Below are 24358 nucleotides of genomic sequence, written 5' to 3'. Positions count from 1 at the left end.
TTCCCTGATCAGGGGCACGGTTTTTTTTTCGTCTTGAGTACAATGATGCACTATCCTATACTCATAGACGGAAACCATCTCATATGAAAACATTTAAACAAAAGCTACTAAGCTTCTATCATTTCACAGAACTCATAGTCAGACGCTTCTTTGATGATTCCTGCTTTCCCAGGGCAGCTGGCCTGGCCTATTCGACATTGATGTCGGCGGTTCCACTTCTGGCTGTACTTATCGGTTTCGGCGGTCCTCTTATGGCGAAACAGGAGGTTCAGTCCTTTCTGGCACGCACCATGCTTCCGGCTATGCAGGAGCAGGTGATGGATGCCATTCTGGAACTTGCAGAAAACGGTACCCGCCTGGGTATTTACGGTCTACCCATCTTTCTGGTTGCGGTCACAATGCTTCTAAACAACATAGAGATGAATCTGAACCATATTTTCAGGGTGAGCATGGAGCGTAAGGGCTTCAAATGGTTTACCACCCATCTGGCTGTGGTCGTTTTCGCAGCTCTGTTTCTCGGTTCCAGCCTCTCTCTCACAGGGGACATGCTGGATCAGATCCTGGGGACTCTGGGCTTCACCGGAGCCCTCTCTATTTTTGAAAGCAGGATTGCCCCTTTTCTCTTTATTTTTGTGGGTCAGCTGATTCTTCTGACCCTTATTCCCAGACGGAAAGTCCAGTTCAGCAGTGCATTGATTGGGGCATTCACGGGTTCTGTTCTCTGGGAGCTGTCCAAATCTGTATTTGCCATATGGGCGACAAATACGGTGAGAATGTCCCTTATCTACGGTTCGTTTTTTATCTTTCCTCTATTACTGATATGGATGCTGATTATCTGGATAATAATTCTCCTGATGTCGGAGCTCACCTATGTTCATCAGCACCGTAGTTTTTACGATGAATACCGTATGATTAAAAAGACTCCCGCAGATAATCTTATATACAGTCTGCGACTATATTCCCTGATCATTCAGGCCTATAAAAAGTCTGAAACTGCTCCCGGGCAGACCCAGCTGGCGGACTCACTGAATGTCCCAGAAAAAATTGTGGAAGATCTGTTAAAGCCCTTCCTTGAGAAGAGAATACTCCTGAAGGTTGTTGAGGGTAAGAAAAATATGGGATTTATTCCGGCAGGTCCACTGAATGAGCAGTCTATGGCAGAGATTATGAAGGTTCTTACCGACGTGAAGAATCCCTATATGGATACCAAGAAAGATCCGCTGTTAAAATCCTTATATGCCGAGCTGAGTGAGGCTCTGAAAGGCAGAACTGTGGATGACTATATGAATACTGATGACTATATGAATACTGATGACCATATGAATGCTGATGACTGAGCGAATAAACCCCATCAGCCGCAGCAGAAAAAAAGAGTGCGGCGCCTTTTTCACACCTTATTGGATAGCCTCAGAGATAATCCGCAGCAATAATATCCATAGGATATGGGCGGAAGGTGCCTCTGTGCTTGATCCCACGGCGGGGGACGGAAGTCTTCTTGAGGCTCTGATCCGATGCAGTGTAGAAGATGGTATTCCTGTAACCGACTCCATGCTGAACAGACTCAAGGGCTTTGAACGTGAGGCTGATTTCACTAAAGGGTTTAGGAGCCGTATCAAAGAGAATTATGCTCTGATACCCCCGGCAGAGACTCTTGAGTGCCATGATTTCCTGAAGGTTCAGCCGAAAATGTATGACATTCTTCTGGGAAATCCCCCCTGGCTGAACTTCACCGATGTAAAAGAGGAAGAGAAAGAGGGTCTCAAAGAATATTTTGTCCGTTACGGCCTGACAGAAAAGGGAAAAGGTCTTCTTTTAGGCGCTGCCCGCATCGACCTTGCGGCTCTGATGATTCAAAAAGCGGTGCAGGATCACCTTACCCCCGGCGGGAGCGGATATTTTTTTATTCCCCTGTCCCTGATGCTCAATGAGGGTGCCCATAATATTTTCCGCATGGGTATACTTCCCGGGGAGCAGCCGCAGGATGGACAGGCAGACAGGAAATCCGGGGAAACTGAAAGATTCTGCTTTGAAGAGATCCGGGACTTTGCAGATGTACAGGTCTTCCCGGAGGTTAATACACGATGCGGTTTTATCACATTGAAAAAATCTGCCGTGCAGAAGAACTCCATTCCCTACTTCAGTCTTATTGAACCCGGCAGATGGAAGGAAGAGACAGCCCGCCCCGTGGGCAGGCCCGGTTCAGCCTATATGCTCACAGACGATGAACAGCAGCCCGAATTGATTCCCATTAAGGCTGAATCCAGACCCAGACAGGGTATTAACACCGGAGGCAGAAACAGCCTTTTTATATTTGACAGCTGTGAAAGTACTGGTGACGGGCTTTGCAGGGTCCGAAACAAGAGCATAATCACTCTACTCCCTGAGGAACTGGTGTATCCCCTTTTAAATCGGGAACAGTTCAAGGGAGATGATAAGGCCTGTAAGTTTATCTTCCTGCCCTACAATAAAAAAAGGGGCAAAGTATTAAATGCGGGGGAGCTGCAGGATTATCCCGCTGCCCTGGAATACCTTGAATCTCAAAAGGAGAGCCTGACAAGCCGGAAGGGTTCTCTATTGGGCAGCAGTATAAAGAAAGGGCTTTACTGGATTCTTCTGGGTGTCGGCCCCTACAGTTTCTCTTCCTGGAAGATTGTATGGGAGGCCTACGGCCGGGATGAATTTAAACCGATGCTTTTCGGCTGCACCAAGAGTCCCGGGGATGAAAAACCCTGGATTCCCAATCAGGCGCTCCAGGCATCCTGTTCTTTTGAGACAAAAAAAGAGGCTCTGCGTGTTCTGGAGTCTCTGAAGCAGCCCTCTATAAACAGGATTTTAAAGCGGCAGAACATGAAAGGAACCTGCAACTGGGCCCAGCCCGGCAGGATCAGGCACTTTTTAAAGGAAGTATAAATCCCGGGTTCAGCTCCAGAGCTCAGTTCACAAATAGGACTGCCGGAGTCGATGAGAGATACTCAGTAGGAGAGCTTTAACCGCCCGCCGATCTCCCAGGAACTGGTATTCTGCAGGCTGGTACTTGTATTGAAGGCTTCACTGAATAGTGAAGCAGAAAAATGATCCGTAAACTGATACCCGGCGCTGATTGAATACTCCGAGAGACTGACATCATCCAATGATGCAACAAAGATAAAGTCAAAAACCATCTCTATCACAAGGCGTTTGAAGAACTCGCTGTCTTTAAAAAGATAACGGAACAGGGCATCAGAGAAATAGACCCCCCCTACATAAATCATGGGGGTCGTTATATCACCATCGGCCACTTCATCCTCATCTGAATCTTCCTTGATTCCCATAAATCCGACTCCCGCCCTGGCTCCAAGAATCAGACGGCTCTCCATGGTCTCTGCAAAGAAGCCTCTTAAGTGAATGGTCATATCAAACATTCTTTCAAGCATATCCACATCATTTTGATTATAAGGAACATCTCTATACCTTATTCCCAGCCCTACATTTCTCTTATTCTTCATGATGAAAGCCTGCATATCGGCAGTAATGCGGTAAAAAGGGTTTGAGGGGAGTTCATCCACATCCTGTAAAACACGTGTATCTGTCAGATAGAGGGGTTGGGTCTTACCGTAGGCATTGCCTATTTCAAGAGAAAAGGCATTTCTTTTAACAGAAGGATCTGAACGCTGAGCATCGGTAAGAAGCTCCTGGGCAAAATCAGGGGATATGATCTCTTCCTCATCGGGCTTTTTAAAGTCGGAAAAATCCGGGTCTTCGGCATTTATCTCTCCAATCTCTCCATGCTCCTCATCCAGAATTAAAAGATCCTCTATGGATTCCTTTAAATCCTGCAATTCACTGTCCTCGGGAGATAGTGCAATAGCTGCATTCAGATGATCCAGAGCCATGTTGTATTCCCCTTCGGCAAGCTCTTCAAGGGCCATATCTCTCAGGCTCTCCTTGCGGTGCTCCTGATCAAGAAAATCCAGCTCCGATGAAGGTGTAAGCTGGGCACTGAGTGAGAGCACAGGCAACAGCATTATCAAAAGCCGCAGAATAATACGTTTCAGGAGCCTACCTCCAGCACCGGGGGAGTCAGGCTGTTCCATAATTCAGATTCGGGAAAATCAGGAAAGAGAACTGACCAACTGCCTCTGACCGTCGGGGTCAGCAGTACATCTTTCAGCTCTGTGATAAAGCGGCTGCGTGGTACATCCGCGGCACCCAGGCTTCCCAGGTGATCGGTGTGCTGCTGGCAGTCGATAAATGCGAATTTTTTATCCTGAAGAAAGGATGTCAGAGCGATAAGGGCTGTTTTTGAGCTGTTGGGGACAGCTGCAAACATGGATTCGCCGAAAAAGGCTCTTCCCAGGGAGACTCCATAGAGTCCTCCTGCCAATTCATCATTCTCCCAGACCTCAACAGAATGGGCAAAACCCAGATCATGGAGTCTGAGATATGCGTCAATCATATCATTGGAGATCCAGCTTCCGTCCTGTTCCCTCCGGGGAGCCTTTCCGCAGCTTTCCATGACATCACGGAAACAGCGATCCACAGTCACAGTAAAACGGCCGCTTTTAAGTATCTTTTTCATTGATTTGCTGACACGAAGATTTTCAGGATAAAGGATAAAACGGGGGTCCAGGCTCCACCAGAGAATTTCTTCCCCTTCATTGAACCAGGGGAAGATTCCCTGTGCATAGGCAGAAATAAGAAGACCGGGAGATAGATTTCCCCCGGCACCGACAACCTCATCATCCCAGCTCTCAGGAGGAGGGAAATGAAAGTAATCATCGTATTCCAGCCAGGGAAACTCCTCTTCACTCACGAATCGGAAACCTCGATGTGTACATCTCCATCCTTCAGTTCCACTTTGGCTTTTCCGCCGCTGCTCAGGCTTCCGAAGAGAACCTGATCAATAAAGAAGGTTTTAATCTTTTCATCTATAAGACGGGCAATGTTTCTGGCTCCGTACTCGTAGGAGTAACCCTCTTTTGCCAGAAAGTGGATGCATTCATCACTGACTTCAAGGCTGACGCCCTTGGCTTTGAGCTGCTTTTCAAAGGTACTGAGCTCTTTTTTAACAATATTGACAACAACCTCATCCGGCAGGTTGCCGAAGGTGATTATTTTATCCAGACGGTTCCTGAACTCAGGAGTGAAGATTCTGTTTACTTCATCATTCACAGCCTGGGCAGAGAGAACCCTGTCACCGAATCCGATCTGACTCTTTCCGATATCTCTGGCTCCGGCATTTGAAGTCATTATAATCACGGCATGACGGAAGTCCGCCTTTCGCCCCATATTATCTGTAACAGTGGCATAATCCATCATCTGCAGAAGGATGTTGTACACATCCTGATGGGCTTTTTCTATCTCATCCAGCAGGAGTACAGCATGGGGATTCTTCCGGATTGTATCTGTCAGGAGTCCACCCTCTTCGTATCCCACATATCCGGGAGGAGAACCGATCAGCCGTGAAACTGTATGCTTCTCCTGGTACTCACTCATATCAATTCTATGGAGGGAGACACCCAGTTCGGATGCCAGGAGGCGGGCCAGCTCGGTTTTACCGACACCCGTCGGTCCTACAAAGAGAAAGGATGCCACAGGTTTGTTATCCTGACGGAATCCAGCTCGTGACCGGCGGATCGCCATGGTTACGGCTTCTACCGCTTCATTCTGTCCAAAGAGGTTCTTTTTAAGGTCTTCATCCAGGGTCTTCAGTTTATCCGTTTCATTGGCGGAGACTGACTTTTCCGGTATCCGGGCAATGGAGGCGACAACCTTCTCAATATCCCTGTCTGTTATCTTGGGGAATACATCATCACCCAGCCCATCCTTCTCTTTCTGCAGGGCCTTCCAGGCTCCGGCTTCATCAATCAGGTCAATGGCTTTGTCGGGGAGATGTTTCTCGTTTATATACTGATCAGAGAGCCGGACAGCAGCTTCCAGTGATTCATCGGTAAACAGCACGCCATGGTGCTCTTCATAAACCTTCTGTAAACCTTTGAGAATCTCCAGAGTCTCATCCACCGTAGTTTCGGGGATATCCACCTTCTGAAAACGTCTGGCCAGAGCATGATCCTTTTCAAAGTACTTCTTGTACTCCTCATAGGTTGTGCTGCCGATACAGCGGAGCTGCCCCTTGGCCAGTGCGGGCTTCAGGAGATTACCGGCATCCATGGTTCCGCCGGAAACGGCTCCGGCGCCTATAATTGTATGAATCTCATCAATAAAGAGCATGGATTTAGGCTTATTTTCTAGATCCTTAAGTACCCGTTTCATCCTCTCTTCAAAATCTCCTCTGAATCGGGTTCCCGCAAGGAGGCTCCCCATATCAAGTGAGTAGATTCTGAATCCTTTAAGGAAGGAGGGTACATCATCATTGACTATTTTGAAGGCAAGGCCCTCGGTTATTGCTGTTTTTCCTACTCCCGGCTCACCTACATGAACGGGATTGTTCTTCAGGCGGCGGGAAAGGATCTGTATGGTTCTCTCCAGTATGTCATCTCTGCCGATGAGGGGTTCAAGTTTTCCCTCTTCAGCCAGACGGGTCAGATCTGTGGTGTACTGATCAAGGGCGGATTTTTTCTTTCTACCCTGTCGATGACCTCCACCTTCGGACTCAGAGGTGGATTCACCGGCTTCACCGTAGTCTTCCATATCTGATTCATCTAAATCATCAGATTCGTCCATCCCGTCGGGATCATCATACTCCTTCAGATTCTCAGGAGGATGAGAGACAAGATCCAGCAATGTCAGACGGCTGACTCCGGCTTTTTTCATATAGTAGGAGGCAAAGCTCTGGGGTTCATCCAGTATGGCTATCAGGATATCACCCACACGGATGGTATCCTTGCCGGCAGAGCTCATCTGCAGCATGGTTCTCTCAATTATATTCTGAAGACCTTCGGTCTGCAGGGGTTCGGAGGCCGGGACGGTCTCCATATGTTTTTTAAAATACTCTTCCAGATCCTCTAAAATCAGATCAGGATCTGCTCCGGAGGATTCAAGATAAGCCCTGGGAATATCAAAATCCAGGGATGTAAATAAAAGGTGCTCGGGTGTAAAATATTCATGCTTCCGGTTTCTGGCTTCATGATAAGCTGCATTGACGATAATCTGCAGTTCCTGGCTTATATCCATAATCAGGCCTGCTCCATTACGCATTTTAAGGGAAATTCCCTAAGGCTCGCCAGGTCTTTAACCTGTTTAACCTTGGTAGAGGCTATATCAAAGGGGTACAGTCCAACTATACCTCTCCCCTTTTTATGTACATCCATCATAATTCGGGTTGCATCCACGGGTTGCTTATGAAAAATGCTTACCAGAACCTCCACTACGAAATCCTGGGTTGTATAATCATCATTCAGCAGGAGGACCCTGTACATATCCGGCTCTTTGAGCCCTTCGTCCACCTGTTCTAAAATATCACTGTCAAAATGTTCTGCCATGTTCTTAATGTACTGATTTTTTCGACTCCTATCAATGTTTTTTATATATAAGACACTGAGCTTTTTTGATTAAAGCTGAGACATGATTTACTTTTAAGATATCCAGTACTATACTAAAGATGTTATTTACCCAGGTAGGAACTGGCCCTTGGCCTATACAGAACAATCAACAGAGTGATGTTATTCACTCTGGTATTACAGGAGAATCAACATGAAAGATACCTTCAAGCATATTTTTAATTTCAGACATCTAAGCCTTTTCACTGTGATGTTCTTATTTGTTATGAACCTCAGTGCTGCTGAAAGCTTTTATGAAAGCTATTCTGATAGTGAGAGACTGGTTATCGCCGGTGCTTATATGGCAGTGTCCGAACAATATGAAGAGCTGGGTGAAAAGGATAAAGCGACAGACTACAAAGCTATGGCCGAACAGATTTTCCCGGGGATTGGCTCAGAGGATATGAGTGCAGCTACTCCTGCTACTCCGGCTGAGGTAGAACAAGTTCAGGCCTCGGCTCCGGCAAGACCAAGTGGCAAAGAGACTGAAGCAGTCCGATACTTCTTTGGAAAACTGCTCCGTGCTGTCTTCAGTGAAAATAAGGCTGATATTGATTCACTACTCTCAACCAGACTGTATCTGCCCGGTTATGATGAAGGTGTCAAGAAATCTGTTGTTATGGATAATGTCTCCTGGGCTTTTGATAAGTATGAACTGGACAAAATCAACCCGGCTCTTATCTACAAGCTGAATCGTCTGTATATACAATCAGAGGGAAGCTCATGGGTTGCCAGTATTGACCTCAGTGAAGAGGGTGAGCAGATTTTTGCCGATGAGATAGGATTTTATGGAAACCGACATATGTTCTATTTCAGAGAGTACAGAGAGGGTTGGAGGCTTATTGCCATCAATGCGGAGACTGTGAAATCAATCGAGGACTTCTAAGTCGAGAATTTCAAATCTTAATTTATATTTTCAGATGGGATCTTAACCATCTAAGGGGGTGCTTAAAAGGCCCTCTTATTTTTTGCACATAACCGCAGTCCGGTGGAAGAGCCGGCGAGAATAGCGCCGTCCAGAGAGTGATCTTCTGACACTTTTTACAGGCATTGAATCTGTTTACATACACATTACAGCGCTTTGACTCGGTATCGAGGAATTTACATGGTTTATCGTAGTCGATGATCAGGGTACCATTGTGGAGAAAGTGCTTTTCGTAGCAGCATTTACCGCATCCGTGACAAATTGACTCCCAGCGTTCATCCCACGATTTGCTAAGCTTAGTACTCAAGGGGTGCGTAGAATCCCATTTCATCCCGCCCGCTCTTACGGACAAAGTTCACTTCCAGAGACAGGGGAATATAGGCCCGGCCGAAATCAGTGTAGGCCAGAGAATCATAACTCAGGGTATAAAAACCGTTAACATCCTCTCTTACCTGTTCCAGAAGGGGAAGGATTCCCCGGGGCTGGAAAAGATACTGGCTGGAACCACCTGTCTCCCTGGCAATATAGTCAAGCTCATCGTTTTTCATATCGGGTTCCAGATAAACCGGATAAAAGCGAATGCCGTTATTCTTCATGTACTGCGCCATGTCCTGAAGACCGTAGTGGATAAATGTGTCAGGATGAATCCTGCCGTCTGTCAGAAAGACCAGAGCCTTCCGTTTACGTCCGGGAAGAAGATGTGAGGCACCCAGCCGCAGGGCCGAGGCCACATCGCTCTCAGAGCTCCATCCATTCATCAGTCTCTTCAATGCATCCAGGGTGTTGTCTCCGGATTCAGCTATGAGCTGCGGAGCATCCATGGCACCTATCAGATAGTGTTCATCACCTGCCTGAAGATTACGAAAAAGGTCCCGTACTCCGTCACGCATCACTTCATCCTGCTCCTGGAGACGGACATTCTTATCAACGACTACAGACAGGGCGAGATCCCTGTTGTTATAACCGCTGTAAGTCAGTTCAAAGTTTTCAATATTACGGTCTTTTTCACGGATAAAGAAGTTAAGCTTATCAAGGCCCACAACGGGCTTACCCCAACGGTCTTCTACAGTGAAATCCACATGAACATTGGGATACTCATCGGTCACAATACGGTTTACTCTCAAAAACAGTCCTGCATAGAGGGTGGAAATATCGGTCATGACCGATACGGAGTTCTTGTCAAAGTCGGCGGAAATAATGTTTCCGTTCTCATCCTGACAGATACTGATGATCCTTTTACCCTTACCTCCCAGATCGGAAGAGACTGAAAGTACATCATCCTTAAGATCATAGACCATGATCTGCCCTGCATCGGCAATAAGGAGTGTGCTGTCAGAGGTAAAAAGGAGACCTTCCGGAGACTTGAGTCCTTCACGGATCAGAGTTTTTATATAATTACCACTCTCATCAAAGACTTCAATTCTGGCAGTGTTGGAATCGGCTGCATAAACATAACCATTTCTGATGGCAATACCGCTGGGACCACGCATTCCTGCAAAATCTGAGCGTTTCTGACCAAAACTGAGAATATACTCACCATCAATATTAAACTTGCTGACTCTTCTGTTACCCCACTCGGAGACATAGATATACCCATCCGATGAAACTGCCAGGTACTGGGGTCCCAGAAGTTCTCCGGGCTGAGTACCTGTGCTGCCGATGGTTCTGATTCTGAATCCATCTGAATTACAGACCGAAATCTGGTCTGATCCGTACTCTGAGATCAGAAGCTTGTCATCCGGCAGAAAAGCAATATCCCAGGGTCTGTCAAATCCGAGCATTCCCCCGGCCAGAACATGGTGAATGCGGCCAGCAGTGGTGATTCTGATCAGATTGCCGTTCAGATAGGAAAGAAGATAGAAACTGCCGTCCCTCTGGGGAGAGGCTGCAACAGAGACGGGACGATCATAATAATTGATCCCCCCCTGCTCTCTCGGTATTTCAAAAAGTTCAACAAGACGGCCGTTGGACTTAAGCTCTCTGGCCAGCCCCCGCCTGTCTGTGATAATTTCTACAAAACTCAACAGGGTTGATCCGGCTTTACCGGCAGAAATAAGATTTTCCCACTCATTCAGAGCGGCTTCTTCAAAGCCTGACTGATAATAACTTCGTCCCAGCCAGAAGCGGGTTAAATCGTTATCCGCCTCCAGGGCAAGTGATTTTTCAAGTGAGAGGACGGCCTTGTTATACAAGCCCTGATGATAGGAAACTACTCCCCAGCGAAGCTCTTCGGCTGCCCGGATGGCAACGGAGTCTGAAACTTCATTCTGCTGAGCACTCAGCATCGAAGGAAGGAGAGCCCCAATCAGGAGAAATACTGTGAGAAAGAATCCGCTGTGTTTATTTCTAAAACTTATCATACTGTTCAATCAGGTGAAGGTGTTTCCGGCAGACCTTTTTATCAGCCCCCGCCTTCATAGCCTTTTCCAGATAATCCCTGGCTTCATCAGTTTTACCGCAGCGGAACAATGCCCATGCCAGAGAATCCATGTAGTTACCGTTTTTCGGCTGTACTGAAAGAGCCTTACGGCAGTACTCCACAGCCTTTTCCGGATTGATCCCCTCTTCTGCCATGATATAACCCATGGAATTGAGGGTATTTGAATTATCAGAGTCCATTTCGAGGGATCGGGAGAGGTAATCAATACTCTCCTTAACCTTTTTCTGATTCCAGAGTGAGTAGCCTAAAGATGTATAGATCTGACAGGATTCAAATCCGTCATTGATTATCTTCAATAACTGTTTTTCGGCACCCATATAATTTTTAGTAACATTGTATACATAGCTTAGTACCATGCGGGACTGGTAGATTCTAATAAGGGAATTATCCCTTTCGGCTGATTTTTCAAGATAGAAAACAGCTTCTTTATATTCTTCCAGCCGGGTATAGCAAAGGCCCATGAGATAGGCCAGTTCGGGGTCTTCCACCGGATCGATATCCTCTGATAAAAGAGCATCGAGGGCTTCCTGGTAAAGACCGTTGTTGTACAGATTGAGTCCGTCTTCCCGAAAAGTCATCTGCAGCAGATACCTACCTTTTCCGGTACTTTCCCTATATGGGTCACGATTGAAGGTGAGAGACGGATGGCGGATATGGCGACATAACCGGAATGTACAGCCAAAGCATCTGTGCCTTCCTCTTCGACAGAATGGATAAGATTTCCTTTCAGGAGACAGTAAGTACTGTTTGGCTCCCGGGGAGCGGAAAACTGAACAACTTCATCCCGGTAGGTACGTACAGCAGGCGTACACCATTTCATTTCTGTATTTTTATCCATTTCAGGGGGGAAGTTCATATTCAGAAAACAACTGTCATCCCAGAGGGATACCAGATCTTCAAGTCTTTCAAGAAGATATTCGGAAACCACTTCAAAATTAAAGGGGCCTTCAAACTGATTAAGAGAGAGCGCGATGGAGGGTAGATTCTTTAATGCACCCTGTCTTGCAGCTGCGGCAGTACCGGAATAAAGGATATCCGTACCCAGGTTCGGCCCGATATTTATCCCCGAAAGAACTATATCGAAATCCTTAGCAAGGAAGTTGCTATATCCGTAGACAACGCAGTCTACAGGTGTGCCGGAACAGCTGTACATTCTCTCATCTTTCTTAACTATTTTAACGGGATCACGCAGTGTAATTGATTGTGAAAATCCACTGCGGTCACCGTCGGGTGCCATAATCCAGACATCATGTTTTCTGGAGAGAACATCCCTGAGACTGAGGATTCCGGGACTCTGTATCCCGTCATCGTTTGTAATCAATATTTTCATGTAGTTTTACTCTTTACCCTGTAGTGCTTTAAGTCCTGATACCGGGGTGCAGATGAAATATACAGCCTTGAAGCCGAAAATCCTGTCATACTCTTCAAGATGTTCATCATACAATGGAATATTATTAACATTTATCAGGTTAATTGTACAGCCGCCGAAACCGTTGCCCACCATCCTGGAACCCATAACACCGTGGGTTTCGAAGGCTCTTTTCACCAGCCAGTCCAGCTCCGGACAGGATATTTCAAGCATATCCCTCAGACTTTCATGAGAGCGGTACATCAGTTTCCCTGCTGTGGTGAGATCTTCGGTCTCAAGAGCGTGTTTCATCTCTTTCACTCTCAGGTTCTCTTCAATTATGTGTATGGCTCTGCGCCGGATATGCTCCGGCATCTGCTCCAGATCACTGCGAATATCCTGAACAGTGATGTCTCTCAGAGTAATATGTCTGTCTGATTTACTCAGATACCCCTTGCACTCATCAAAATCCTGTCTCAGGTCATCCACTTCACCGTATCCGCTGCCGTTGGGAACATTGGAATCGGTGGCAAGGAGCACAATAGGATTGAAATTTATACTGATATAGGAGATATCCATGGTCTTTGTATCGATAAGAAGAGCCTTATCCTCTTTGCCGAAATAGGAGACGGCACAGGCTGCAAGGCCGGGATCTTTCTGCATAAACTTCAGCTCCGAAAGTCTCGCAGACTCTACCAGCTGAATGTCTGAAATATCAAAATCGTAGAGTTTTTTAAGTGCCGAAACCAGGGCCAGCGTAAGGGCTGAAGAAGAACCTAGACCTACCTGCTCGGGAATTTCACTGTTTATGGTGATATCAAGGCCTTTAAGCGGACAGCCGAGCTGCAGCATTACGGCTACAGCACCTTTTACATAATTGGCCCAGCGGTCTTCCCTCTTATACTTCAGACCTGAAAGTGAGGATTTTTTTCTTTCGTCATAATTAGCTGAGTAAACACGCAGCGAATTATCTTCCCTTTCGGAAATTGATACTTCGAGAAACCTGTTTACAGCTACAGCAAGGACGAGACCTTCAAAGTACTCCGTGTGTTCCCCCATAAGGTTCAATTTACCGGGAACCCGGACGGAAACGTCTGCTGTCTTACCGTAAATACTCATATGAAGGGTATGCAAATCTTCCATGTTCAGCCTTGATTTTTGATGTTAAAACCCACTTTCATAGTAAGTCATGTTCACCAATATTTCAATAAAAAAACCGGAAGCGGGAAAATTGTATTCCCAGTTCCTGTATTGATCATAGGACCCGTTGTGTTTGATCAGGAACTATAATCGTCAGTCCCCTGTGCATTGAGGATCTCACCATAGTAGATAATATGGTAATCCTTTTGGGGATAATTTTTATCAAGACTCTGATCAACAAAAGATTCAGGCTTCATCACATCCCGGAACATGGTGCGGCATTCCAGAATCAACTCGGCCTCTTCAAATGCGGGGGCTCCGATCTTGGCAGAACCACAGAGAGTAAGACCGCTTTCGGCAATCTTATCCATCTCTCTACCGGATTTTAATCCCATGAGAGTTATGTCGGATCTGTATGATTCGGGGAGTACAGAGACTGTCCAGTCAGGATACTTCTCCATAAACTCGTAGGTATAGCGTCCAGGGCGCACAACGATCTGTGTAAAGGGTTTGTGCCACATGACACCCATACTGCCCCAGGCAACGGTCATGGCGTTGTAGTCACCCTTTTCCAGGTCACCTGCACAGAGAAGGAGACACTTGTCTTTCCAGAATGAAAGGGGATTTATATACAGCTTTTTAATATCAATATTCTCTCTTTTCATTGTGTATTCCTTTTATAGCGGACAGCTGCCCTTTATATCCTTATGTGTGAATGTCTTCTCTCCTGAAGAAAAGGAGGCAACAGTCTGCCCCTTTCCCAGGAGTTTGTATTTATAGATCATCAGTCCTTCCATCCCCACAGGACCGCGGGCGTGAATTTTACTGGTGCTTATTCCGATCTCGGCGCCGAAACCGTAGCGGAATCCATCACTGAATCGTGTGGAACAGTTCCAGAATACGGATGAAGCATCAACTCTTGCCATAAAGTCGGAGGCCCTCCTCTCGTCTTCAGTCAGTATGGCTTCGGTGTGACCGGAGCCATAGCGGTTGATATGAGTCACGGCCTCATCAAAATCATCAACTACTTTGATGGAGAGCTTGTAATCCACATACTCTGTAGCCCAGTCTTCATCTGTGGCCGGATCAATATCTATAACCCTGCGGCTTCGTTCACAGCCTACAAGCTCCACATTTTTCTCTTCCAAAGCCTTTTTTAGGCCTGGAAGGACTTCTGCGGCCTTATCTTTATGCACTAATAGAGTTTCGACTGAATTACAGGCGGCTACATATTGCGTTTTAGAATCCACAACAATGGGATTCACCTTTTCAGGATCGGCATCGCTGTGAATATAGATATGACAGATTCCGTCGGAATGACCGAGTACGGGTATACTTGAGTTTTCCATAATGTACTTTACAAATGCATTGGAGCCCCGGGGAATAAGGAGGTCAATATACTCGTTGAGACCAAACATTTCATTAACATCAGCCCTTGTTTCAACCAGCTGTATCCATCCTGAAGGGATTCCCGCTTTTTCAGTGGCTTCGGCGATAACAGAGGCCAGGATACGGTTTGTTCCCGAGGCTTCTGACCCTCCCTTCAAAAGGACAGCATTGCCGCTTTTAAGACAGAGTGAAGATATCTGCACCAGAGCATCAGGACGGGATTCAAAAATGATTCCCGTTACACCGATTGGACAGCTGATGCGGTAAAGATCCAGCCCGGGCTCCAGCTCTTTTGCCATTTTACATTCACCCACAGGATCTTCCATGGAGATAAGGCTTCTGATTCCCTCAATGACCTGAGATATTTTATCTGAATCAAATTTGAGCCGTTTTAGTAAAGGGCCTGCAAGATTTTCGCTGACACTCCGTTCGTAATCTTCTGTATTGATTCGGATAATTTCTTCTTTTCTGGATTCCAGGGCTGCGGCCATGGCCTCAAGTGCCTGATTTTTAGTATCTGACGATACAGTTGCCAGAGAAAAAGATGCGTTACGGGCTGCCTGGGCCCTTTCCACGATGGTCATGAGTTACTCCCCGTCGGTGAATATTAAATCATATTACTTTTAGACGGTTTATCATAAACCGCCGTATATTTCAATGCAGGGAGGCAGCCGGGGGACCCGGAACTGTCAGCCCTGGTCTTTCAGCATCACCAGAACAAGCTCACTCTCTTCGTAGAGAAAGAGATAGTCATCCAGCATCAGGTAGCGGCTGATCCGGCCAAGATTCCTCATAAAAAGGTCTTCATATTCCAGAGCAGGTCCGGCCATAAGAGTCCGCATCATGGGGCCGCTCATCCACTTAAACTCATCAAAATTGAGAACTCCGCGAAAGTTGTTAACTCCCCCATGTCCTTGAATGCTGACAAAGCCGTCATCCTCTTTAACAATTTCAATATAGGCTGGATGCTCAGGATCTGCAGCGGCGCTTTCAGGATTGAGCATGGTCGAGATTTCCCAGCGTCCTGCGGGAAGTTCTGCAGTGATTTCCTGTGCCGAAGGTGGGAGCATTTCAAGCTCGTCCTCTGCCGGAAGGATGGATACAATCCCATCTTTTTTGCGAATTGGATATGACACAGGCAATGGTTCAGGATAACGCTCAGTGTGGGAATAGAGCAGTAGATCATCTCCCTCAAGGGACCATGAATCTCCTGTCATGGAGAATATATTGATAAACTGAAGTGTTCCGTCTTCCGCCAGAAAGAATCCATCGTTGCTGTATCGCCCTTCTGCAGGTTTGCCGCAGAGAGGGCTTATCCAGATGGTGTTTTGGAGTTCCCCGGCACTAATTGTCTGTTCATCTGTCTCATGAGAGCTGCTTATACATCCGCTGAGGAAAATAAGAGCCGAAAGGAGTAGAAATATACTCCCGGTTTTAACTGTTTGTTTTCTATTCATCCTGGCATCTTAGTGTATAACTGCAAACTCTTCATCCGGAATATATATAGATTTCATGAAGTTTCTGTCTAGAAAATTGTTGCGCTGATCCGCTCCAGAATCCGGTCAAGGAGGATATGCATTTCGGCGTAACCCTCTTCGTTTACCAGGATATCCTTCTCTGACTGCACAAAGAAATCGGGTGTAAGCTCGTCCCTGCTGTTTTCTACAAGCAGCGCCGCCGACTCTTCAGTGGTTTCAAGATGGAACTGAAAGGCGAATATTCTATCTTCTACAGTAAATGCCTGATTACGGCAGCCCTTGCTTGAAAGGAGATGTACAGAGTTTTCAGGTAGATCAAAAGTATCACCATGCCAGTGAAAGGCCTGAAACTCCTGAGGCATCAGATCCGAGAGGGCGCTTTCACCGCTGCCCTGCACTTTATAGACAGGGAACCAGCCGATCTCTTTGTTCTCACTCCTGTAGACCTTTGCCCCCAGAACGTCTGCAATAAGCTGAGCCCCGAGGCAGATGCCTATAACCTTCTTATGGGCATCCATAAAAGAGCGAATACATAGTTTTTCATCCTTGAGCCAGGGATATTCAGCTTCATCTCCGACTCCCATGGGTCCGCCCATTACGATAAGAATATCCGCATCTTCTGCTTTGGGAAGAGGATCATTCTGATATAGACGGGTGATTGAGATTCTATCACCCTGATCGCGAAACCACTGCTCCAGGTAGGCGGAACTTTCATAACTCACATGCTGCAGAAAATGTATATTCATTGAGTATCCTCTTCTTCGCTGTTTATGAAAAACAGATAGTCTAAGATGATCTGTATCTGAACTGAAAGCCTGATTATAACCAATAATTTGGCTGTTGTCTGCTGATATTTTAAAAGTGATATTTAAGAGGGATTAAACTTTAAGGAAGTCCATACCATTGCTGAGTATGGTTTTGCCGCCCCTTCCACCGGAAAAATTAGTAAGGCTGTAAGCAAAATTCTCAAAGATCTTTTTATTTAGTCTCTCTTTATCAACCTCTTCCTTCAAGACTGCCAGAGCATCCAGAGGTTCCATTGCAGAACGGTAGAGTCTGTCATCGTTGGTGATGGCTTCATAAGAATCTATGATGGCAAGGATCTGTCCGATTTCGGAGATAGTTTTCTGACCATGGGGATATCCCCTTCCGTCAAGTTTTTCATGATGTTCCAGAGCACCTGGAATGGCCAGGTGAACATCATGACTATTGGCCTGGAGGATTTCCGCACCTAGAAGGGTGTGTGATTTCATGGTATCAAATTCATAATCCGACAGCGGACGGGGAGCACTGAGTATATCCTGAGGGATTTCTGTTTTTCCAATATCATGAAACAGGGCTGTGAGGCCGTAATCCACGGTAGTTTTAAAGGGTTTATTTGTGTAGAAGCAATATCCTACGGTCAGAGCCATAACATTCAGTGAGTGTATTGTGGTTGTGTAATCAGAGTGAGATATTTTTGCCAGATTTTTGATAACATCGGGCTGCCGGGAATAGCTGTCAACAATGAGATCCATGGTATCAGGGATAACTTCAAGACCACCGGAACGGGGTTCATGGAGAGTCTCATCAATTATGTTGATAAGCTCTTCCTTCACCTTTTCTACTCCCACTTCCATACTTTCATCAAGATTTGAACTGAAACCGGAGTGAACATTTCTCAGACACCGACTCTTATCTTCAGGACGAATATAAAGATCTCCTGTATAAGATTTATCCTTCAGCCTTTCATCTGTAATATGCATTCCGGCATTTTTATAGAGAAGAACCTCTCCTGAGGTCTTATTTCTGTAAAAGAGATCAATATCTACGTAATACTTAAGGTTAGATTTCCTTACGGGAATCCACTTTTCTTTCTTGAATGATATCATGTTGTTTTTTTTCTTTTAAATAGATTTATCACAGGTTAACCTGTTTCTATCTGGAAAGAAATCCTTTTATTCTGGAATATCGGGTTTATGCTCAATTTCTTTTTTCCGGCTGTCCTGATTTTCACTGTCACATACATCAGATTCTGCTTCTATTATATGATTCAAAAAACCAGCATAAAAGGCAGTACTGAGAAACATGATATAACCCAGAAAAAATCCAAGAATTACATTGGCGGCTTCACTTTCAACTACAAAAAACATGCCGAAGTTCAACGCCATGGGTAGAAAGGTACAGATAGCAAAAGCCGCAAGTATCGTTTTCCTGTTCATTTTGAATAAGAAGCTGCTGTACCGGGCGGCTCTGAAGTTTCTGGCTCCGGTCATGAGGTAAAAAGGTACTGCCGAGGCAAAACGGATCATGGCATACACTGTAATAATTACCATTAGCGGAATGATTGCATATATCTGCTGCTCCGGAGCCATTCCTGTGCTTTCCAGAGCAAGACTGAGAAGAACAGAGACTATAAGTCCCATCACAATCATGGGGATCATGCTGATGGCCATAGCCAATGTGGTGGTGACATAATAGGGAATCTTTCTGAATGCAGAGACTACCAGACCATTGTAATCCTCACAGTCCCCTGCCCTGACTAAAAGCACGAGTGCAATATTGGGAATAGTCCCCAGGAGTGAGAGGAGCATCATAACAGGAATAACAAGTGAACTGCCGCTATTGAGATGTTTTACCATATCTCCCATACGGAGCAGAATAAAAACATTAGTAGGAATATAAAATACAGCCCAGATAAGGCTCATATATCCCATATGGGGTCTGAGAATGGACCAGGTATTCTCAAAAATTGATTTTACGGTCCCTTCTATTTTGAAGGATTTATCATAAACAAGCATATCTCCTTTATATCACGGACAGATTCTTTGGAAAAGCTTCCACCGGGTCATTAGATTGCAGTGTTTCCTTCCCGCAGCTCCCGGCGGCGCATCACACCACGTCTCCTGTGGGGGGGAGACACCCGAAGAAGTAAAATAAATAAAATCTATATCTATTTTATAATATATTTTGAAACCTTTCCACTTATGATGTATTAATATATATAGGAACGCCTAAGTTCAACCTCAGAGCTGAACATCAACAGGAGTGAACAATGAAGAATATTTTAATAGCAGGTTTAATCCTGATCAGTGCTGCCCTTTGGGCCGCTGGACAGAGTGAGGCAGAACCATCTGCTAAAGACCAAAAGAGAGAGATAAAGAGTCAATCGGAGGTTGAGGAGATCATGAAAGACGAGAATCTGGAAATTGCCACCTTTGCGGGAGGCTGCTTCTGGTGTACTGAATCCGATTTTCAGGAGATACCGGGAGTTGAGGAAGTTTTATCGGGATATTCAGGGGGACATGTTGAGAACCCCACATATGAGCAGGTGTCTTCAGGAAAATCAGGACATCTTGAAGTAATTCAGATCTATTTTGATCCTCAGAGGATTAGTTATAACCAGCTGCTGGACAAGCTTTGGAGAGTAATGGACCCCACCGATGGAGGAGGTTCCTTTGTGGATAGAGGTTCTCAGTACGGGAGTGCCATTTTCTACCATTCTGAAGAGCAGAGAGTCCAGGCGGAAGCTTCGAAGAAGGCTCTGGATGAGTCGGGAATTTTTGATAAGCCTGTTGTAACAGAGATCAGAGAACTGACTGTTTTCTATCCTGCCGAGGAGTATCATCAGGACTTCTACTGCAAGAGTCCCGGGCGCTATGAATCTTATAGAAACAATTCCGGAAGGGATCAGTTTATCACGGATGTATGGAAGTTTGAAAAGACCTCATACAAGAAACCGGAAGAAGAAAAAATAAAAGAGATGTTGACTCCCCTTCAATATGAAGTGACACAGAATGAGGGGACTGAACGGGCTTTTCAAAATGAGTTCTGGGATAATAAGGCCCATGGGATCTATGTGGATATAGTAACGGGCGAGCCCCTGTTCAGTTCAAATGATAAGTTCAAATCCGGTTCAGGTTGGCCCAGTTTTACAAAGCCTCTGGTTTCGGAGAATGTCACTGAGCATTCGGATACAAAACTTTTTTCTGAACGGGTTGAACTGCGCAGTTATTACGGAGACAGCCATCTGGGTCATGTTTTCCCTGATGGTCCCGATCCTACGGGTCTGAGATACTGTATCAATTCGGCTTCCCTGCGCTTTGTTCCTTTAGATGATATGGAAGCTGAGGGGTATGGAGAGTTTCTGTATCTCTTTGAATAAGAAATTTAGATGGGGATTCCCCGGCCGGGAGACTGCCTTTAAGGCTGCCTCCCGAGGGAGGATCAATCTTTGACAGGAATGGAAAATTTATCGCTCTGGAATTTTTCGCTGCCGAACCAGAGGTCGATCTTTATTCCGGAGTCCGACTGGGTGACATCAGAGTGTTTTATCTGCCAGCCCAGAAGGTCCAGCCTTGCAGAGCCGAGCATATCATGGCCGGTCATGGCACCGTAGTATTCGGCCAGTTCCGGTCTTTTACGGCTGTTCAGAGCCTTTTTCATGGATTCAAGTTCATCTTCACTGTGTTTTGTATCATCCAGGATGCAAAGATGCAGACCGTCTTCCTCCTGATGAAGAGAGATCACAAGACGCATGGGATCATCATCCAGAAGATAATTTGATATTTCACCGATCAGATTCAGTATCAGGTCTTTTCTTTTCATTGTGCAGCTCCCCTACATGTCGTTCTTGTTATTGCGGTACCACTGAATCACAGCGATAAATACAGAGGCGGTGAGTCCGCCGGCAAATCCGTTGTTATACAGATTCATTCCACCCTGCCAGCTTCCTGTCTGACTGACCATGATCAGGTGAATAAATCCTGCAAAAAAACCTGGAATATAGCCGAACTGTCCGGCCAGTGGTCCCAGAGTTGTACTGAAAATCACAGCCAGGATGGGTCCGGGATCAGAAAGTTTCATTCCAAAGACAAAAGTACTGACCATGACTCCTGCGACAACAGACCATGAGTTTCTCAGGTTTGTTCCGAATGCGGCAAAACCCATTATGGTCAGAAGCCCGCCGATTACGGGTCCGTTGAAGTCGGCTCCCGCCAGAAATACGATAATTGTTCCCGCAAGTCCCATAACACCCGCATTGACAAGAGAGCCCCCGGTTCCTTCCATATCCACAAAGTCAGAAGGAAGTCTACCGGACAGTTTCTGAATTAGGACAAAGCTCTTGAAGGCTTTTTTCCCGGAGAAGAAAATACCTGATCCTATGAGCATAAGAGAGAGGATCGGTATTATCAGCTGCAGAAGCAGGATATTTTCACTGTGCCAGGCAAGGGCCTTTTCGAAGGGAAGTCCTGCAGCCTTTAAGAAAGATGCTGCAAAGAGTGCGAGGAATCCACAGGTCAGCCCCATATTGTAAAGACTGTATCCCTGATGCATATGCAGCATGGCCACAGCCAGTGCGGGAAGAATAAATCCAGCGGCTGTTCCACTGAGTACTCCCAGAATAAGCCCCTGCCAGAGAGGCAGCCCGGTTTCCAGAAACACAACAGAAACCAGTGGACCCAGGGCCGTCCCGAAAAGGGCGATGATCAAGTAATCCCGCAGTCCTTTTCCCACAAGACGGGCGGAGAGATAGACTCCCAGTATGATGGGGAGAATATTCAGGGGTGTCTTACCAAAGAGTCCGAAACCCATGATGGTGAATACCGCTGCAAATGTGGGGCCTGAAAAACTGACTCCCGTTATGTAGATGAGAATCATGGCCACCAGGCCGACGGCAGCAGAATTGAGGAGAGTCCCCCCTATCCCGACAACCGCAAAGAAATCATTTATCAGCCGCCCGGGGTGGAGCTGAATTGTCCAGAACCCTTTGATTGCTCCGCTGCCGTCTACGGCGAAGGCCGTGATTATAAACAGCAGAATCATAATTATCAGAAAATTCGATATTATATTAGTTTTACTGAATCCCAAGAGGGTGTTCTCCTTTTAAATGCAGACTCATTTTATATTCTATTAGCTTCCTCTCTGCTGTCAATGCTTTTCGACTCCTGATCATCAGTAAAAAAGTCACAAAAATCCACTGATTTCCCCATAGTAAAATGGATGGTTAAATAGTATAATTTCACCCAACATTCCGGACTCAAGGGAAGAGAGGTGAGAATCCTCCACGGTCCCGCCGCTGTAAACAGGGAGAAATCTGCCAGATAAAGGTCACTGGGAAACCGGGAAGGCCGGCCGATTTTGATGATTTGTGAGTCAGAAAACCTGAAAAGGAATGAATAAATCCAATGCATCGGGCTGTCGCAGGCCTGATGATGTAACGAGGAGATTACATATGGGTCGAAAAATCAATTCCATAGTTTCTATTCTTTTTATTTTCCTATTGTCCCTATTCACAGTACCCCTGTTTGCCTCAGGCAGTCAGGAACAAGGGGCTCCCGCCGATGAGTCTGCCCGGACATTCAGTTTTACAGATTCCAGAGGAATTACCATTGAGCTTGAATCAAGGCCTCTGCGTATAATTTCTCTAGGTCCTAATATCACAGAAACAATCTATGCCCTCGGCAGAGAGCAGCTCCTTGTGGGACGTACTGATTTCTGTGACTACCCGGCTGAAGTATCTATGATCAGCTCAGTAGGCGGTCTTCAGGACCCCAGTCTCGAGACAATAGTGTCCCTTAATCCCGATCTTGTTATCGGTTCCACCCATGTTGACCCTGAAGTTCTTAAAAAACTTGAATCCTACTCAATTCCCAGTGCCTTGATTTATGGAGAAGAGAGTTTTGAGGGGATGGAAGAGGTCATCAGCGGCTGCGCACAGCTCCTGGATGCAGAAACTGAAGGTAAAGCACTCTTGGATGATATCCATAACAGAAGAGCCGCACTGGAAGCTTCAGTCGCCGCAATGGATAAAAACCCCAGCTGTTATTATGCCCTGGGCTTCGGAGACGGTGGAGACTGGACTTCCGGTGGGAATACCTTTATCAGCGAACTTTTGAGTATGTCCGGCGGCTCCAATATTGCGGAGGATCAGGAGGGTTGGTCTTATTCCAAGGAACTCCTTGTTGCCAAACAACCGCAGCTTATTCTTGTAAACAGGGGAATGAAAGATGAATTTCTCACCCTTCCCGTCTATAAAGATCTTGCAGCGGCTCAAAACGGCCGTGTTTTTGAAATTGATGAAAATATTCTGGTACGACAGGGACCGAGACAGATAGATGCTCTTGAACAGATCCATAGAATCATGGATCTCATCCCTTGATCAATCCTGAGAAAAGTGCGTCCCGGATTCCCGGGATAACATTATTTTTTCTGCTTATCACTCTTCTTATACTTGCGTCATCCATCGGTGCCGTATCCCTCCCCTTTTCCGGTCTGATCAGATATCTGTTCAGCGGCGGAAAAAGTGGACTGAATGAGGGGCAGGAGATAATCCTGATGCAAATTCGGGTTCCCCGTGTCTTAATGGCAGCCCTTGCAGGGGCGGGACTATCCCTCTCGGGACTTGTCTTTCAGGCAATCTTCAGAAATCCCATGGCAGAACCCTATCTGCTGGGTGTAGCATCGGGAGCCTCACTGGGTGCGTCTCTTTATATGATGATAGGTCTTCCAGCATTTTTCATATCATCCCTGGGACTTACGGCTGCGGCCTTTCTGGGCAGTCTTTTATCCGTATTTCTTATCCTTTCCCTGGCCTCACGGAACGGGAACAATATCAGCTCCCTCCTGCTGGCAGGTGTGGCCTTCAGTTCCATAGCCCAGGCGGGAGTCTCAATTATGATGATGCTGAACAGGGAAAAAGTTGAACGTATTGTTTTCTGGACCCTGGGAAGTTTTTCATCTGCACATATGACAAAGGTGATACTCCTGCTGATAGTCCTGATTCCATCATCCCTGTTTATTATCTTCAGACACGGAGAACTGGATCTTTTGAGTCTTGGTCATGAGGAAGCCCACTCTCTGGGGATCAATCCTGAACGGGTGTCACTGCAGCTTCTGCTTGTAAGCTGCCTGATAACAGCAGTAATAGTCTCCAATTGTGGAATTATCGGTTTTGCAGGACTTCTTGTCCCTCATTTTATGAGGCTGATCTCCGGTCCCGGACACAGGAATCTCACATTTCTTTCCATAATGGGAGGGGCCATTCTGATGATCCTTTCCGACCTTCTGGCAAGAACAATCATAGCGCCCGCAGAAATTCCTGTAGGTGTAGTTACGGCTCTGACAGGGGGCCCTTTTTTCCTCTATCTTCTACGCCGTAACTCAGGGAAGGTGATGTAA

The 24358-nt window shown here is 46.1% G+C and carries 23 protein-coding genes and 1 riboswitch; of the genes, 6 read left to right on the top strand and 17 right to left on the bottom strand.

Annotated elements, in window-relative coordinates:
* The first annotated feature begins 83 nt into the window (after window positions 1-83).
* Both DV872_RS09885 and DV872_RS09880 read left to right on the top strand, forming a co-directional pair.
* Window positions 84-1337, top strand: coding sequence for a YihY/virulence factor BrkB family protein (locus DV872_RS09885; protein WP_114629766.1), 1254 nt, complete (start codon window positions 84-86; stop codon window positions 1335-1337).
* Window positions 1330-2910: a hypothetical protein gene (locus DV872_RS09880; RefSeq protein ID WP_114629765.1), complete on the top strand. Its 1581-nt coding sequence runs from the start codon at window positions 1330-1332 to the stop codon at window positions 2908-2910. The genes DV872_RS09885 and DV872_RS09880 overlap by 8 nt, the downstream gene beginning before the upstream one ends.
* Window positions 2911-2972: 62 nt before the next feature.
* On the opposite strand, the gene DV872_RS09875 is transcribed toward DV872_RS09880, so the two are convergent.
* From DV872_RS09875 to clpS, 4 genes are read right to left on the bottom strand one after another with little or no spacing between them, the layout of a single operon-like run.
* Window positions 2973-4073, bottom strand: coding sequence for a hypothetical protein (locus tag DV872_RS09875; RefSeq protein WP_158546909.1), 1101 nt, complete (start codon window positions 4071-4073; stop codon window positions 2973-2975).
* Window positions 4031-4792: a leucyl/phenylalanyl-tRNA--protein transferase gene (gene aat, locus DV872_RS09870; RefSeq protein WP_199563459.1), complete on the bottom strand. Its 762-nt coding sequence runs from the start codon at window positions 4790-4792 to the stop codon at window positions 4031-4033. Before aat ends, DV872_RS09875 begins: the two co-directional genes overlap by 43 nt.
* Window positions 4789-7137, bottom strand: coding sequence for an ATP-dependent Clp protease ATP-binding subunit ClpA (clpA, locus tag DV872_RS09865; protein WP_370446654.1), 2349 nt, complete (start codon window positions 7135-7137; stop codon window positions 4789-4791). The genes aat and clpA overlap by 4 nt, the downstream gene beginning before the upstream one ends.
* Entirely contained in the window at window positions 7116-7421 is a 306-nt protein-coding gene (gene clpS, locus DV872_RS09860; protein WP_114629762.1) for an ATP-dependent Clp protease adapter ClpS, read from the bottom strand. The genes clpA and clpS overlap by 22 nt, the downstream gene beginning before the upstream one ends.
* Window positions 7422-7632: 211 nt before the next feature.
* Here clpS and DV872_RS09855 point away from each other — a divergent pair, with 211 nt between their 5' ends.
* Window positions 7633-8364: a hypothetical protein gene (locus DV872_RS09855; protein ID WP_114629761.1), complete on the top strand. Its 732-nt coding sequence runs from the start codon at window positions 7633-7635 to the stop codon at window positions 8362-8364.
* Between the two features lie 22 nt (window positions 8365-8386).
* On the opposite strand, the gene DV872_RS26385 is transcribed toward DV872_RS09855, so the two are convergent.
* The 11 genes from DV872_RS26385 to DV872_RS09805 form a co-directional block, all read right to left on the bottom strand.
* Entirely contained in the window at window positions 8387-8710 is a 324-nt protein-coding gene (locus DV872_RS26385) for a hypothetical protein (protein WP_147283142.1), read from the bottom strand.
* Window positions 8700-10772, bottom strand: a complete 2073-nt coding sequence (locus DV872_RS09850) for a hypothetical protein (RefSeq protein WP_147283141.1) — start codon at window positions 10770-10772, stop codon at window positions 8700-8702. Before DV872_RS09850 ends, DV872_RS26385 begins: the two co-directional genes overlap by 11 nt.
* Entirely contained in the window at window positions 10750-11421 is a 672-nt protein-coding gene (locus DV872_RS09845) for a tetratricopeptide repeat protein (RefSeq protein ID WP_114629759.1), read from the bottom strand. Before DV872_RS09845 ends, DV872_RS09850 begins: the two co-directional genes overlap by 23 nt.
* Window positions 11418-12173, bottom strand: coding sequence for a 5'/3'-nucleotidase SurE (surE, locus tag DV872_RS09840; RefSeq protein ID WP_114629758.1), 756 nt, complete (start codon window positions 12171-12173; stop codon window positions 11418-11420). Before surE ends, DV872_RS09845 begins: the two co-directional genes overlap by 4 nt.
* Before the next feature lie 6 nt (window positions 12174-12179).
* Window positions 12180-13334, bottom strand: coding sequence for a galactokinase (gene galK / locus DV872_RS09835; protein WP_114629757.1), 1155 nt, complete (start codon window positions 13332-13334; stop codon window positions 12180-12182).
* A gap of 134 nt (window positions 13335-13468) precedes the next feature.
* Window positions 13469-13996: a flavin reductase family protein gene (locus DV872_RS09830; protein WP_114629756.1), complete on the bottom strand. Its 528-nt coding sequence runs from the start codon at window positions 13994-13996 to the stop codon at window positions 13469-13471.
* Between the two features lie 12 nt (window positions 13997-14008).
* The gene (locus DV872_RS09825; protein ID WP_114629755.1) at window positions 14009-15304 is read right to left on the bottom strand and encodes a glutamate-5-semialdehyde dehydrogenase; all 1296 of its coding nucleotides are present in this window, start codon (window positions 15302-15304) and stop codon (window positions 14009-14011) included.
* A gap of 105 nt (window positions 15305-15409) precedes the next feature.
* A complete protein-coding gene (locus tag DV872_RS09820; protein WP_114629754.1) occupies window positions 15410-16177 on the bottom strand; it encodes an META domain-containing protein in 768 nt (255 codons plus the stop codon).
* A 68-nt stretch (window positions 16178-16245) separates the two neighbouring features.
* Window positions 16246-16944, bottom strand: a complete 699-nt coding sequence (locus tag DV872_RS09815; protein WP_114629753.1) for a type 1 glutamine amidotransferase — start codon at window positions 16942-16944, stop codon at window positions 16246-16248.
* A 132-nt stretch (window positions 16945-17076) separates the two neighbouring features.
* A complete protein-coding gene (locus tag DV872_RS09810) occupies window positions 17077-18069 on the bottom strand; it encodes an HD-GYP domain-containing protein (protein ID WP_114629752.1) in 993 nt (330 codons plus the stop codon).
* A gap of 66 nt (window positions 18070-18135) precedes the next feature.
* On the bottom strand, window positions 18136-18978 hold the full coding sequence (locus DV872_RS09805) for a hypothetical protein (RefSeq protein WP_114629751.1): 843 nt from the start codon (window positions 18976-18978) through the stop codon (window positions 18136-18138).
* 383 nt (window positions 18979-19361) lie between these two features.
* Here DV872_RS09805 and msrB point away from each other — a divergent pair, with 383 nt between their 5' ends.
* On the top strand, window positions 19362-20342 hold the full coding sequence (msrB, locus tag DV872_RS09800; RefSeq protein WP_370446655.1) for a peptide-methionine (R)-S-oxide reductase MsrB: 981 nt from the start codon (window positions 19362-19364) through the stop codon (window positions 20340-20342).
* 62 nt (window positions 20343-20404) lie between these two features.
* Here msrB and DV872_RS09795 read toward each other — a convergent pair whose 3' ends face one another.
* Entirely contained in the window at window positions 20405-20785 is a 381-nt protein-coding gene (locus DV872_RS09795) for a hypothetical protein (protein WP_114629749.1), read from the bottom strand.
* Between the two features lie 12 nt (window positions 20786-20797).
* Window positions 20798-22003: a DUF1576 domain-containing protein gene (locus DV872_RS09790; protein ID WP_158546908.1), complete on the bottom strand. Its 1206-nt coding sequence runs from the start codon at window positions 22001-22003 to the stop codon at window positions 20798-20800.
* Between the two features lie 177 nt (window positions 22004-22180).
* Window positions 22181-22365: riboswitch (cobalamin riboswitch) on the top strand.
* 47 nt (window positions 22366-22412) lie between these two features.
* Here DV872_RS09790 and DV872_RS09785 point away from each other — a divergent pair.
* A complete protein-coding gene (locus tag DV872_RS09785; protein WP_158546907.1) occupies window positions 22413-23339 on the top strand; it encodes an ABC transporter substrate-binding protein in 927 nt (308 codons plus the stop codon).
* Window positions 23336-24358, top strand: coding sequence for an iron ABC transporter permease (locus tag DV872_RS09780; protein WP_114629746.1), 1023 nt, complete (start codon window positions 23336-23338; stop codon window positions 24356-24358). Before DV872_RS09785 ends, DV872_RS09780 begins: the two co-directional genes overlap by 4 nt.

This window comes from Oceanispirochaeta sp. M1, assembly GCF_003346715.1.
Taxonomy (GTDB): Bacteria; Spirochaetota; Spirochaetia; order DSM-2461; family DSM-2461; genus Oceanispirochaeta.
This window is presented reverse-complemented; position numbering and strand designations above follow the sequence as displayed.

Excerpts from the sequence above, each read along its gene's own strand:
- DV872_RS09885 (WP_114629766.1), top strand. The coding sequence starts at position 84 with ATGAAAACATTTAAACAAAAGCTACTAAGCTTCTATCATTTCACAGAA.
- DV872_RS09880 (WP_114629765.1), top strand. The coding sequence starts at position 1,330 with ATGACTGAGCGAATAAACCCCATCAGCCGCAGCAGAAAAAAAGAGTGC.
- DV872_RS09875 (WP_158546909.1), bottom strand. The coding sequence starts at position 4,073 with ATGGAACAGCCTGACTCCCCCGGTGCTGGAGGTAGGCTCCTGAAACGT.
- clpA (WP_370446654.1), bottom strand. The coding sequence starts at position 7,137 with ATGCGTAATGGAGCAGGCCTGATTATGGATATAAGCCAGGAACTGCAG.
- clpS (WP_114629762.1), bottom strand. The coding sequence starts at position 7,421 with ATGGCAGAACATTTTGACAGTGATATTTTAGAACAGGTGGACGAAGGG.
- DV872_RS09855 (WP_114629761.1), top strand. The coding sequence starts at position 7,633 with ATGAAAGATACCTTCAAGCATATTTTTAATTTCAGACATCTAAGCCTT.
- DV872_RS09845 (WP_114629759.1), bottom strand. The coding sequence starts at position 11,421 with ATGACTTTTCGGGAAGACGGACTCAATCTGTACAACAACGGTCTTTAC.
- surE (WP_114629758.1), bottom strand. The coding sequence starts at position 12,173 with ATGAAAATATTGATTACAAACGATGACGGGATACAGAGTCCCGGAATC.
- galK (WP_114629757.1), bottom strand. The coding sequence starts at position 13,334 with ATGGAAGATTTGCATACCCTTCATATGAGTATTTACGGTAAGACAGCA.
- DV872_RS09830 (WP_114629756.1), bottom strand. The coding sequence starts at position 13,996 with ATGAAAAGAGAGAATATTGATATTAAAAAGCTGTATATAAATCCCCTT.
- DV872_RS09825 (WP_114629755.1), bottom strand. The coding sequence starts at position 15,304 with ATGACCATCGTGGAAAGGGCCCAGGCAGCCCGTAACGCATCTTTTTCT.
- DV872_RS09820 (WP_114629754.1), bottom strand. The coding sequence starts at position 16,177 with ATGAATAGAAAACAAACAGTTAAAACCGGGAGTATATTTCTACTCCTT.
- DV872_RS09815 (WP_114629753.1), bottom strand. The coding sequence starts at position 16,944 with ATGAATATACATTTTCTGCAGCATGTGAGTTATGAAAGTTCCGCCTAC.
- DV872_RS09810 (WP_114629752.1), bottom strand. The coding sequence starts at position 18,069 with ATGATATCATTCAAGAAAGAAAAGTGGATTCCCGTAAGGAAATCTAAC.
- DV872_RS09805 (WP_114629751.1), bottom strand. The coding sequence starts at position 18,978 with ATGCTTGTTTATGATAAATCCTTCAAAATAGAAGGGACCGTAAAATCA.
- DV872_RS09795 (WP_114629749.1), bottom strand. The coding sequence starts at position 20,785 with ATGAAAAGAAAAGACCTGATACTGAATCTGATCGGTGAAATATCAAAT.
- DV872_RS09790 (WP_158546908.1), bottom strand. The coding sequence starts at position 22,003 with ATGATTCTGCTGTTTATAATCACGGCCTTCGCCGTAGACGGCAGCGGA.
- DV872_RS09785 (WP_158546907.1), top strand. The coding sequence starts at position 22,413 with ATGGGTCGAAAAATCAATTCCATAGTTTCTATTCTTTTTATTTTCCTA.